The sequence below is a fragment of the Thioalkalivibrio sp. ALE11 genome (genome assembly GCF_000381205.1).
GTDB lineage: Bacteria > Pseudomonadota > Gammaproteobacteria > Ectothiorhodospirales > Ectothiorhodospiraceae > Thioalkalivibrio.
The window spans coordinates 160,970-172,625 of the sequence record NZ_KB906168.1 but is presented as its reverse complement, the minus strand read 5'-3'; the positions used below and the strand labels follow the sequence as shown (position 1 = coordinate 172,625).

The window sequence follows — 11,656 nt, the reverse complement described above, 5'->3', positions numbered from 1 at the left end:
ATGTACGAAAAAGGTGGATGCCGGCTCGGGAATTCCGCGAGGGAATGCTTGATCAACTTGAGCGGTCTTACAGACATTACACGTCCGGATTGAGGTAGGCCATGAGTTTCATGAATCCCGTGTCCGAAATGCGCCGCACGCTTGCGGTTCTGGCGGCGGGTCTGGCGCTGGTCCTGGCCGGAGCCCATCCGCTGGCGGCCGAGCCGGCGAATCCGGAGATGGCCGAGAGCATCTCCCCGTATCTGCGTCTGCACGCGGAGGACCCGGTGCAGTGGCGGGCCTGGGACCGGGACCTGCTGGACGAGGCGCGCGAAAGCGGCCGGCCGCTGCTGATCTCCAGCGGTTATTTCTCCTGCCATTACTGTCACGTGATGCACGAGGAAAGCTTTCTCGACGAGGGCATCGCCGAGCGGCTCAACCAGCATTTCATCCCGGTCAAGCTGGACCGCGAGGTGCATACCGCGCTGGACACCTACCTGCTGGAGTTCCAGCGCGCGACCGGGGGCAGCGCCGGCTGGCCGCTGAACGTGGTGGTGATGCCCGAGGGCCATGCGCTGACCGGGGTGGTCTATGCCCCGCGGGATGGCTTTGCCAACTTCCTCGACGGCGTGGTGGAGCGGCTGACGACGGATGAGGAGCGCCTGGCCGAACTGGCCGCCGCCGGCTCGCGCGAGCTGGAACAGCGTCTGCGCGACGGGGAGCAGCCCCTGTCGGCGGAGCGTGCGGCACGCCTGCCGGACGTCCTCTGGAGCCGAATGGAGCGCGAAGCGGATGATCTGGGCGGGGGCTTCGGGCAGGAGACCAGGTTCCCGCATTCCCCCTATCTGGATGCACTGCTGACCGCCCAGGAAGACACCCGCGCGCCGGACTGGGTCGGGGAATTCCTGAGCATCACTCTGGAAGAGATGGCCGGATCCGGGCTGCGCGACGTGCTGGGCGGCGGCTTCTTCCGTTATTCGGAAACCCCGGACTGGGGCACGCCTCACTTCGAAATCATGCTCGAGGACCAGGCGCAGCTGGCGCGTGTCTACCTGCGTGCCGGCGAGCTCTTCGGGCGCGAGGACTGGACGCAGATCGGCCTGGAAACCCTCGATTTCGTCGGCCGCGAGATGGCCCTGCGCGATTCCGACCCCGGCGCGGCGGGCGCACCGGAGAGCGATTTCCGGGGCTTTGGCTCCAGCCTGTCGGCGCTGGACGACGAGGGCCGCGAGGGCGGTGCCTATCTGTGGCCGGGCTCGGCCCTGGACGCCGCGCTGGAGGATCACCCCGAGCCGGAGCTGGTGCGGGCACGCTTCGGCATGGACGGCGCACCTGCGTTCAGTGCGGGGCATCTGCCGGCCGACCGGATGGACACCGCAGCCCTGGGCGAGCGCTTCGGCCTCGACGAGGAGCGGGTGCGCGACTACGTCGACCGGGGGCGCAAGGCGCTGATCGAGGCACGTCAGGAGCGCGGCCTGCCGCGTGACGAGAAGGTGCTGACCGGCGCCCACGGGCTGCTGCTGTCGGCGCTGGCCGAAGCGGTGCGCCAGGACCTGGGCGAGGAGTACGCGGCCATGGGCCGGGACGTGCGCGACTGGCTGGCGGCACGCGCCGACGAGCCGGAGGATCTGCCGGCGCTGTTGGGCCTGCCCGCGGAGGAGGCCGGCCCGGCCACGCTGCCGGACTACGCGTACGTGGCCCGCGGCCTGCACGACTGGGACGCCGCCACTGACAGCGGCGACGGCGAGCGGGTGCGCGCCCTGCTGCGGACCGCCTGGACGCGTTTCTCCGGCGAGGACGGGTTCCGCACCACCGAGGACCCGCCGCTGCCGGGCATGATCGCCGAGCGTTTCCATCCGGCCGTGCACCGCCCGTCGGGCACCACCGCCGTGCTGCAGCTGACGGCCGAACACGCCGCCGCGGATGCGGATCTGGAGTCCGCGCTGGCCGACTATCCGCTGGAGCCGGGGCGGGGCATCGAGAGCAATCCTCTGCACCACGCGGGACTGATCCTGTGGCTGGAGGATCGCGGGGACGGTCGCTAGACTGCGCCTTTTCCACGCAAGCAGGAGTGTGCGCATGTCCGGTCAGCCCACGGCGCTGAAATCCGTCACCTTCCACGGCCTGGAGCCCGGGCCGCGCCTGATCGTGCTGGGTGCGGTGCATGGCAACGAGCTGTGCGGCACCGAGGCGACCGAGCGGCTGCAGGCGGAACTGGAATCCGGCGAACGCGAGCTGCTGCGCGGCACGCTCACGCTGGTGCCGCGCACCAACCCGCTGGCGGTGCAGCGCAACCAGCGCATGGGCGAGCGCAATCTCAATCGCAACCTGCGGGTGACCGAGGATCCGCAGGATTTCGAGGATCGTATCGCCAACCGGCTGTGTCCGCTGCTGGCGGCGCACGACGTGCTGCTGGACCTGCACTCGTTCCACACCGGCGGGCAGCCGTTCATCATGCTCGGCCCGCGTGACAACGATGGCGAGCTGGAGCCGTTTGCGCAGGCGGCCGAGGAACAGGCGCTGGCGGCCTGCCTGGGACCGCGGCGCATGGTGGAGGGCTGGCTGGACACCTATGCGCGCGGGGTGGAGAAGCGCATGAAGAACCCCAACGCGAGCCACCGGGCGCAGATCCTGTCCACCGATCCGAGCTACGGCATCGGCACCACCGAGTACATGCGCAGCCAGGGCGGCTACGGGGTGACCCTGGAATGCGGCCAGCACGACGACCCGCAGGCGCCGGAGGTGGCGTGCAACGCCATCATCAACGCGCTGGCCCAGCTGGCGATGCTGCCGCAGCGCGCCACGCCCGGGCAGGCCGACCCCGAGGTGCTGCGCCTGGTGGAGGTCATCGACCGCGACCACCCGGATGATGCCTTCGCCCGCGAGTGGAAGAGTTTCGATCCGTTGACCCGGGGTGATCTGATCGGCGTGCGCGCCGACGGGACCGAGGTGCGCGCGCCGGAGGACGGTTTCATCGTGTTCCCCAACCCCAACAGCCTGCCGGGGAACGAGTGGTTCTACCGCGCGGAGTTCAGCGACCGCGAGGTGCCGCCCGGTCCGCAGTAGGCCCCGGGTCTGCAGTAGACCCCGGGGCCTGAACGGGGCGTTGGCGGCTCAGTCGTCGTCCGCGGGCAGTCGGGCGGCGCGCCGCAGGGCGCGGTCCACGGCGTTGAGCGCCTCGAGCTCCTTGCGGCCGCCGCGGTCGCCGCTTTCGGCACGGATCAGTTCCAGACGGGGCGGGGTGGTCTCCGGGGGCGCCGCCAGCGCTTCCAGGCCGCCATCGCGCTCCACCCGGTTGATCTGCTGCCAGCCGCGTTCGGTCTGCAGCACGCCCTTGAGGCGGTCCGCGTCCTGTTCCTGTATCAGGGCCTCCAGCGCCGCGTGATCGAACACGGTGGACGTCGGGAAGCGCCATGAACGGCCGACGAATCCGTCGCCGCGGTTGTCGATCACCACCCAGTCACTCGCGTCGGCTGCGGGCGCATGGTCATGTTCGTGCTCATGCCCATGGTCGTGTGCGTGGTCATGGCCATCGTCCGCGGTCGCGGACAGGTATGCCCGGGCCTCCGGGAACAGGGCGCCGCCGTGCTCCAGGCGCGGGGCGTCCAGCAGCGCCGCATCGATGTGCCCCTCGCGGGTCTCGATCACCCGCGGGCGCGGAGCTGGCAGGCCGGCCACGAACGCATGCAGGGCCTCGCGGTCGGCCTCGCTCCAGGCATCGGCCTTGTTCGCGATCAGCACGTCGGCCACCGCGATCTGGTCGTTCCAGTTGGGGTGCTCGCGATGGCGCGGCGAGGCCAGGTGGCGCGCGTCCATCACCGTGACGGTCGCGCGCAGATCCAGCGCGGTGTCGTAGGGCGGGGCGGTCAGGGTGCGGATGATCTCGGCCGGATGCCCGAGGCCGGTGGGCTCGATCAGGATGCGGTCGGGACGCTGCTGGCGGATCAGGCGGTTGAGGCCCACGGTGAACATCTGCGCGGAGACGCAGCACAGGCAGCCGCCGGGGATCTCCTCGGTGCGCACGCCGGTGTCGGCCAGCAGGCCGCCGTCCACGCCGATCTCGCCGAATTCGTTGACCAGTACCGCCCAGCGTTCGTCCTGCGGACGCTGGGCCAGCAGGGCGCGGATGGTGGTGGTCTTGCCGACCCCGAGGAAGCCGGTGACAAGGTTGACCGGGATGTCTCGATGGGCGGGTTCTGTGCGGCTCATGGCGGTCTCCGTGATTCGACGGTGAAACATGATAACAGTGGTGCTTCGCGGATCCCGTGGTGACCGGACCCGGCGCGATCGTTTGATTCGTACCCGCACCCGCACCGGTTCGCGAACCCGTTTACGCACCCGCCCCCGTTCATGTTCGCGCGACGCCATTCGCGTCCCCGTCATCGCGATTCGCATGGCCCTCCTTTTCCCCGTCATCGCGAGTCGCTTAGCGACGTGGCGATCTCCATCCAGGGTCACCGGTTCCGGCGTGCAGCCCGCTTCGGCCGATTGCCGCGTCGCCTTCGGCTCCTCGCAATGACGGGGTGGGCGCTTCGCGGCCTGGTCGGTATTGTCCGGGCGCGCGAACTCACACGCCGCTGCGGGGTCGATTGGTTCAGATCCCCGGACGAGGAAGACCCCATGCTGATACGAGTGCGCCGGCGCAGTGACATCCCGCGCAGCGAGGTGACGCCCGAGGCGGTCTACCGGCGCCGCCGCGAGTTCATGAAGGGCGGTCTGGCCCTCGGGGCGGGGCTGGGCCTGGGGGCCCTGGGGCTTGCGGGCCCGGCGGGTGCCGATCTGCGCGACGAGCTGAAGCCCCTGGACGCGGAGCCGGGCGAGTTCTCCACCGACGAATCGCTGACCCCGTTCGAGGACGCGACCACCTACAACAACTTCTTCGAGCTGGGCTCCGGCAAGGACGATCCGCATCGTCTGGCCGACAAGCTGCAGACCGACCCCTGGAGCATCCGCGTGGAGGGGCTCTGCGACAACCCCGGGGAGTATGCGCTGGAAGATTTCATCGACCCCTGGTCGCTGGAGGAGCGGATCTACCGCCTGCGTTGCGTGGAAGGCTGGTCGATGGTGATCCCGTGGATCGGTTTCGAGCTCAACCGCATCATCGACCGTGCCGAGCCGACCGGCAGCGCCCGCTATGTCGCCTTCGAGAGCATCCATGATCCGGACAACCTGCCGGGGCAGCGTCGCAGCGTGCTCGAGTGGCCGTACGTGGAAGGGCTGCGCATGGACGAAGCGTGGCATCCGCTGACGATCATTTCGGTGGGGATGTACGACCATGTGCTGCCCAACCAGAACGGGGCGCCGATCCGCCTGGTGGTGCCGTGGAAATACGGCTTCAAGAGCATCAAGTCGATCGTGCGCATCCGCTTCGTCGAGGACGAACCTCCGACCTCGTGGAACCGCATGCAGCCGAACGAGTACGGCTTCTACAGCAACGTGAACCCCGACGTGGACCACCCGCGCTGGTCGCAGGCCACCGAGCGGCGCATCGGCGAATTCCGCCGCCGGCGCACCGAGATGTTCAACGGCTACGGGGAAGAAGTTGCCTCGATGTATGCCGGAATGGACCTGACCGAGAAGTTCTGAGTGGAAAGGCGCCGGCGCGCATCGGCCCGGCCTCCGCGCGGGGTGTGGACTCTGGTGCTGGCGGCCTCGCTGGCGCCGGGGGTGTGGATCGCGCTGCGCGCGGCCGGGTGGTTCGGCGGTCTCGGGGTCAACCCGATCGAGCGGCTGCTGGCGGATACCGGCACCCACGCGATGATCGCGCTGCTGGTGGCACTGGCGGTCACGCCGCTGCGCCAGTGGACGGGCCTGGCCTGGATCAGCGCGCTGCGGCGGATGCTCGGGCTGGTGGCCTTTGCCTGGGTCAGCGCGCATCTGCTGGTCTGGGTCGGGCTGGATCTGTTCTTTGACTGGGTGCTGATCCTGGACGACATCCGTCACCGGCCGTATGTCACGGTCGGCTTTGCCGCCTGGCTGATCCTGCTGGTGCTGGCGCTGACCTCCACTCGGGGTGCGCAGCGGCGGTTGCGGCGCTGGTGGCCGCGTCTGCACCGCCTGGCCTATGCGGCGGGCGTTCTGGCCATCCTGCACGTGCTGTGGCTGACCCGCGGCGCGGACTACGTCGAGGTGGGGATGTATGCCGCAGTGCTGGCGGTGCTGCTCGGCTGGCGGCTGTGGCGGGCCCTGCAACCGGCGCGAAGGCCCCGGGCGGGATGAAAGATCTCCCCGCGGTCGGCGTCGCATCGCTACAATGGGGAAAACGTCAGACTGGAGCAGTTCCTTGGCCACCTTCACCCTCACCCTGCATGCCCCCGACGCCGAGCAGCCCGAGCTGCAGACGGTCTCGGTGGACGAATCCGGCGACGAGCTGCCCGAATACGGGCAGGTGTGGGTGTGGGACATCCTCTACGCGCAGCAGCTGTTCGCCCTGGGTGACACCCAGCCGGCGCAGGATCTCAAGGAGATCCTCGAGCTGTGGGCGGTGAACATGTCCAGCAAGGTGTTCCAGCCCCACCAGCACATCCTGAACAAGGGGTATCTGGATCTCTCCGAGAACCTGAAGCTGGTGACCGACGAGGCGGAGCGCCCGGCGCCGGCGGACGGCGACCGTGTGATTGAGGTGCAGGTCACCGGGCAGGTCGGGCAGATGCCGGAGGTCTCGGTGTCGCCCGAGTCGCTGGAGGCGAACGATCGGGTGCATCTGGTGCTGGGACTGGCGCAGCACTTCAACTACGCCAACGACAAGTTCGGTCGCGAGCTGCCGATCCACGTGCTGGCGCTTCGCAAGTACCACGCCGATATCCAGTTGCCGCACACCCGCGAGGCGATGGATGACGGGCCGATGTACGCCATCCAGAAGGCCATGGAGTACTTCCAGGCCGCCAACCAGGGCACGGTCCAGTAGCGCCGCCGGGCGGGCATGGGAAACACTGATCCATGAAGACCGTCTACCACAACGCCGATCCGGTGATGGCCGAGTTCATCGGCGGCATGCTCAACGACGCGGGGATCCCCGCCCACGTGCATCAGGCCGGGCTCTATGGCGCCTCGGGCGAGATCCCGCCGAACGAGTGCTGGGCGCGCATCGTGGTGGTGCACGAGGAGCAGGCCACCGAGGCGCGGGAACTGGTGATGGAATATCTCGAGGGCGATCCGGTGGGTGACGCCACCGAATGGACCTGCCCGAGCTGCGGCGAGCGGATCGAGCCGCAGTTCACCCAGTGCTGGAACTGCGGGCGCGAGCGGCGCTGAAGCGACGTCAGCCGGAGCCGGCGCGGACCAGCGGCTGGTCGCCGTTGTAGTGCCGACCGATGCGGCGGATGTATTCGCGGGTTTCCTCGTAGGGCGGGACGCCGCCATGGCGTTCCACCGCACCCGGACCTGCGTTGTAGGCCGCCAGGGCCAGGTCCAGGTCGCCGTCGAAGCGCTGCAGCATGGCGGCCAGATAGCGTACCCCGCCGTGGATGTTCTGGACCGGATCGAAACGGTCGGTCACACCCAGCTCCGCCGCGGTGGCCGGCATCAGCTGCATCAGCCCGTGGGCGCCCACCCGTGACACGGCCTCGGGATCGAAGCAGGACTCTACGTGGATCACCGACAGGACGAGTTCCGGATCCACGCCTTCGCGGCCGGCGGCGTCGTGGATGATGTCGGCGTATTCCCCGCCGCCGCTGGCCATCGCCCGTTGCGCGTTGCGGCCGCAGCGGGCGCGCGCCGGCGGACGGCCGTACTGGGCGATCAGCTCCATGCCGGGCCCCTGATTGCGCAGGTTGGTGACCAGACGTTCGCCGTCGGGCCCCTCGAAGACGAAGATCTCGGTCGGCGACCAGCCGTCGTCACCGCCGGTGGCCGTGTTGCCGCGCGTGGACGAGGGACCGGGAACGTCCTCGTAGTCGCCGTGTTCGGGCGGTTCGTCACTGATGACGCGAGCGCCATCGTCATCGATCCAGGTGTAGAAATCGGCCTGCGCCGGTACCGGGGCCGAGAGACCCCCTGTCAGGGCCAGTGACCCGACCACGAGGGTCAGGGCGGACAACCCCCTGCGCAACGCCGTAAGATGATGGACCGTGTTCAAGCCGGTTCTCCCGTCGATCTGCCGATCCCCATGACCGCCTTCTCTTCGACTGCCGCCATTATGAGGCCGGAAACCACGGCGCTGGAAGGCCTTTTGCGCGATGAATCCGCGCACGCGGGGCCGGCCCGGGTGGAAGTCCTGGATCGGGTGGATTCCACCAGCCGCTATCTCCTGGAGGACGTGTCCGCCGAGGCGCTGCCGCGGGCCGGACGGGTGTGTCTGGCGCGCGAGCAGACCGCCGGTCGGGGCCGTCGTGGCCGGGACTGGGTCGGGCACCCGGAAGACGGCATTGCACTGTCCGTGGCGTGGCCGCTGGAACCGGGTGAGCAGGTGCCGCCGGCGTGGCCGGTGGGCGCCGGACTGGTGCTCGGCGAGACCCTGCACGAACTGGGCTACGCCGCCGTCGGCCTGAAATGGCCCAATGATCTGGTGGTCGGCGAAGCCAAGCTGGGGGGCATCCTGGTCGAGCAGCAGGCGCCGCGTGTCGCGAACGGGGTCGGCGGGCGCCTGGTGGCGGGAGTGGGACTGAACCGCGCCGGGTCGCAGCGTCTGCAGCTGGGGCGTGCGGTGACGGACCTGGCCGCGCAGGGTGTCCCGCCGCCGGGCTGGCTGGAACTGGCGGGGCGCCTCGCTGCCGGTTTGCTCGAGGCGCATCCATGGCTGATGGCACACGGTCTGAGTCAGGCTGGCGAGCGGCTGGGCGCCGTGGATGTGCTGGCCGGGCAGCGCGTGGAACGCCTGGAGACCGGCGAGCGCTTCCTCGCGCTGGGGATCGATCCGCAGGCCGGAACGCTCCGGGTGCGCGGCGAAGAAAGCGGGGAACGGGGCGAGGAACAGGCTTTGCATTCCGGAGAGGTCAGCGTGCGCAGGTGGAATCATGCCGAGTGACGGGAACCCGGGCCTGACGCTACTGCTGGATCTGGGCAGCAGCCGCCTCAAATGGTCCCTGCGCGACGCGTCCGGGGTGGAACAGGCCAGCGGTGCCGACGCCGATATCGCGGCCGGCGTGGCGGAGCTGGCGCGGACGGTGGCGGTTCCGCCGGTGGCCGCATGGCTGGCGCGGGTCGGGGCACCGGAGCGCTCGCAGCGCCTGCGCGAGGCCCTGGCCACGGCCTGGCCCGGTCTGACGGTCGAGGAGGTGGAACCCCGTCTGGAGGCGGAGTCCGGCGTGGGCCCCGGGGCGGCGGCGCAGTCGGGCGTGCTGGTGTCGCGGTATGCCCACGGCCAGCTGGGCGTGGATCGTTATTGTGCCCTGCTGGCGGCGCGCGCGCGCGACCCGGGGCAGCCGGTGGTGCTGGTGGATGCCGGAACCGCCGTCACCGTGGACGTGCTGCGCGCCGACGGTGTGCATCTCGGGGGTTACATCCTGCCGGGGCTGCACGGCGGCTGGGCCGGGATGCAGAAGCTGCTGAGCGACCGCATCGCCCCGCGTGCGCCGGGCGCCGGTTTTGATCCGTGGCCCGAGCGCTCGCCGGGGCAGAGTACGGCCGCGGCACTGGACCGGGGCTGGGCCACGGCCTGGGCGGCGGGCGTGGCGGCCGTGGTGGCGGCCGGCCGTGAATCGCTCGCGGACACCCCGTACCCCGAGGAGGGGGTCGCAGGGTGTGCGGTGGGGTCGTGTGTGCCGGTCTGCCGGCTGACGGGGGGGGATGCCCGGATGCTGATGGAGTATCTGCCGGGGCCGGTCAGAACGGATCCCCGGCCCGTGCTGGACGGGCTGGCGGTGCTCGCCGGGCTGGAGCTGGCGGACGAGTCACGGACGGGGAGGGCGGGGGAATGATGCGCTGGACGGTTTTTGCGTTGCTGCTGGCCAACCTTGGCTATCTGGGCTGGGCCTACCAGAGCGGACACCTGGATCCGGATCCCTGGTCCGATGCTCCGCCCCCGGAGGTCGGGGGCGAAGGCATCGAGGTGCTGGAGGTGCGCACCGGGGCCGACGCGGAGCGTTTGCGCCAGCGCCTGGAGGCCCGGGAGGACCCCTCCGCGTCGGCCGGGGGCGGAGAATGATCACTTCTTAATCCTCGCCCGGCATGCCGCGCTGCAGGGCGTCGAATCCGAGCGCGATGTCATCGGGGTCGGCACCCGGATGGATCTGCAGTTGGCCTTCCACGGCCGCCGGGTCCACGTGGCTGGCCGCCACCGCCTCCGCCGGCAGGTAATGCAGCCACCAGGCCAGTGCGGCCTGGGTGGGCACCTCGGTCCAGGGTTCGAGTTCCCCGCCCAGCCGTTCGGCATGAGCGTTCAGATCCTCGTTGAAGAACGGTTGCAGCCGGTCCAGGCGCGCCTGCGGGTCGGGTTCGCCGGCGGCGGTGTCCGTCGGATCGCGCTCCAGCGCCCGGGCGGCCCGGCGCAGTTCCAGACGGGCGATTTCCGGCCAGATCTGCGCGGGCAGATAGCCTTCCAGTTCGGGCTGGCCCTCGTCGGTGACCGCATGCAGAAAAACGGCCGGGATGCCCAGATAGGCATCCACGCCGCGCAGGGCGGTGTCGGCCCACGCGAACAGCTCGTCATCGTCGAAGATCCGCGCACTGGCGGCCAGTGCCGCGATGGCCTGCCCCGAGGTATGGGCGTAGGTCGTGCGGTCGACCCGCGGCGGATCGGTGGCGCGGCGTTCATCCGGATCCAGTCGGTAATAGGCATTGTCGGCGTACTGGGAGTTGCCGAAGCGCCGCTGGTCCTCGTCCCACATCGCATCGCGCAGCCAGCGGATCACGTCTTCCGCGATCTCGCGGTAGCGTTCATCGCCGGTTTCTTCCCAGGCGCGGGCGAACAGCCACAGGAACGCGGCATTCTGATCCAGGCGTTTGGAGGTCTCCAGGGCCCGGTCCGGGTCGCGCTGGTCGAAGTCATAGAAGAAAAAGAAGCCGCCATCCACAGGGTCGTGGAGGTCTTCGGCCACCTGATCCAGCAGACCCGGCATGCGCCCGGTCCATTCCTCCTGATCCAGCAGGAAGCGGTAGGTCCAGGGTTGCGGGCGCTTGCTCAGGGTGCCGAACAGCGCGCTGCCGCTGAGGCGGTCAGCGTCGGCGACGTACACCTGGTCGAGCATCTCAAGAAAACCGCCGACCGTGGTGATCGGCTCCTCGGCGGGGGTTTCCTCGCGCCCCGTCACCGACACCACCCGCTGCTGGCGCTCCAGGATCCGGTACAGGCCGTCGGCGCGGATATGCCCGGTGAAGCGCGAGATCACGTCATCGTCCGGGGTGGTGATGACCACGAAGGGCAGGCCGCGGCCGCCATAGCGCGTGAAGAGGTCGGCGCGCCGATCCAGGTCGATCAGGACCGGGATGTACTCCTCGTTCAGGATGTCCACGACCATGGGGTTTTCCAGCGACTCGTTCTGGAAGTCGATGCACCAGGTGCACCATTGCCCGTGGAAGTAGAAGAACAGCGGCTGGTTCTGATCCTCGGCCCGGTCGAACAGTTCGGGGTCGAAGCTGTTCCACTCGATCTGCGAATCCGCGGGGTAGTCTTCCGCCGGCGCCGCACCGACGAACAGCCACAGCGCCGCGATCAGCAGGGTACCCGCGGCGCGCAAGCCGTTGCGGGCGGATGAAACGTGTTGAGTTGCGGTTCCCATGTCGGGCTCCCGGACCGCGT

12 protein-coding genes are annotated in these 11,656 nt (G+C 69.5%); 9 read left to right on the top strand and 3 right to left on the bottom strand.

Annotated elements, in window-relative coordinates; genetic code table 11:
• Nucleotides 1-101 precede the first annotated feature (101 nt).
• Together F620_RS0107670 and F620_RS0107665 are read left to right on the top strand one after the other, a co-directional pair.
• Nucleotides 102-2,024 carry a thioredoxin domain-containing protein gene (locus F620_RS0107670; protein WP_019570087.1) on the top strand — a complete coding sequence of 641 codons (1,923 nt, stop codon included), beginning with the start codon at nucleotides 102-104 and terminating at the stop codon, nucleotides 2,022-2,024.
• A 34-nt stretch (nucleotides 2,025-2,058) separates the two neighbouring features.
• A complete protein-coding gene (locus F620_RS0107665; protein WP_019570086.1) occupies nucleotides 2,059-3,045 on the top strand; it encodes a succinylglutamate desuccinylase/aspartoacylase family protein in 987 nt (328 codons plus the stop codon).
• Nucleotides 3,046-3,093: 48 nt separating this feature from the next.
• On the opposite strand, the gene F620_RS0107660 is transcribed toward F620_RS0107665, so the two are convergent.
• Nucleotides 3,094-4,188 (bottom strand): GTP-binding protein, encoded by a 1,095-nt coding sequence (locus F620_RS0107660; RefSeq protein ID WP_019570085.1) that lies wholly within the window; start codon nucleotides 4,186-4,188, stop codon nucleotides 3,094-3,096.
• A gap of 411 nt (nucleotides 4,189-4,599) precedes the next feature.
• Here F620_RS0107660 and msrP point away from each other — a divergent pair, with 411 nt between their 5' ends.
• The 4 genes from msrP (at nucleotide 4,600) to F620_RS0107640 (ending at nucleotide 7,233) form a co-directional block, all read left to right on the top strand.
• Nucleotides 4,600-5,565: a protein-methionine-sulfoxide reductase catalytic subunit MsrP gene (msrP, locus tag F620_RS0107655; RefSeq protein WP_019570084.1), complete on the top strand. Its 966-nt coding sequence runs from the start codon at nucleotides 4,600-4,602 to the stop codon at nucleotides 5,563-5,565.
• Entirely contained in the window at nucleotides 5,566-6,198 is a 633-nt protein-coding gene (locus F620_RS0107650; RefSeq protein ID WP_019022184.1) for a sulfite oxidase heme-binding subunit YedZ, read from the top strand. It begins immediately after the preceding gene.
• Nucleotides 6,199-6,262: 64 nt separating this feature from the next.
• Nucleotides 6,263-6,886 carry a hypothetical protein gene (locus F620_RS0107645; protein WP_019022183.1) on the top strand — a complete coding sequence of 208 codons (624 nt, stop codon included), beginning with the start codon at nucleotides 6,263-6,265 and terminating at the stop codon, nucleotides 6,884-6,886.
• Nucleotides 6,887-6,918: 32 nt separating this feature from the next.
• Nucleotides 6,919-7,233 carry a DUF2007 domain-containing protein gene (locus tag F620_RS0107640; RefSeq protein WP_018869615.1) on the top strand — a complete coding sequence of 105 codons (315 nt, stop codon included), beginning with the start codon at nucleotides 6,919-6,921 and terminating at the stop codon, nucleotides 7,231-7,233.
• 7 nt (nucleotides 7,234-7,240) lie between these two features.
• Here the strand turns inward: F620_RS0107640 and F620_RS0107635 are convergent, their stop codons facing one another.
• Complete coding sequence (locus F620_RS0107635) at nucleotides 7,241-8,017, bottom strand: lytic transglycosylase domain-containing protein (RefSeq protein ID WP_019570082.1); 777 nt, start codon at nucleotides 8,015-8,017, stop codon at nucleotides 7,241-7,243.
• Between the two features lie 99 nt (nucleotides 8,018-8,116).
• On the opposite strand from F620_RS0107635, the gene F620_RS0107630 reads away from it, so the two are divergent.
• From F620_RS0107630 to F620_RS0107620, 3 genes are read left to right on the top strand one after another with little or no spacing between them, the layout of a single operon-like run.
• Nucleotides 8,117-8,944 (top strand): biotin--[acetyl-CoA-carboxylase] ligase, encoded by an 828-nt coding sequence (locus F620_RS0107630; RefSeq protein WP_019570081.1) that lies wholly within the window; start codon nucleotides 8,117-8,119, stop codon nucleotides 8,942-8,944.
• Entirely contained in the window at nucleotides 8,934-9,836 is a 903-nt protein-coding gene (locus F620_RS0107625) for a type III pantothenate kinase (protein WP_019570080.1), read from the top strand. Before F620_RS0107630 ends, F620_RS0107625 begins: the two co-directional genes overlap by 11 nt.
• Nucleotides 9,833-10,063 carry a hypothetical protein gene (locus F620_RS0107620; protein ID WP_019570079.1) on the top strand — a complete coding sequence of 77 codons (231 nt, stop codon included), beginning with the start codon at nucleotides 9,833-9,835 and terminating at the stop codon, nucleotides 10,061-10,063. Before F620_RS0107625 ends, F620_RS0107620 begins: the two co-directional genes overlap by 4 nt.
• 7 nt (nucleotides 10,064-10,070) lie before the next feature.
• On the opposite strand, the gene F620_RS0107615 is transcribed toward F620_RS0107620, so the two are convergent.
• A complete protein-coding gene (locus F620_RS0107615) occupies nucleotides 10,071-11,636 on the bottom strand; it encodes a DUF255 domain-containing protein (protein WP_026331353.1) in 1,566 nt (521 codons plus the stop codon).
• Nucleotides 11,637-11,656 lie beyond the last annotated feature (20 nt).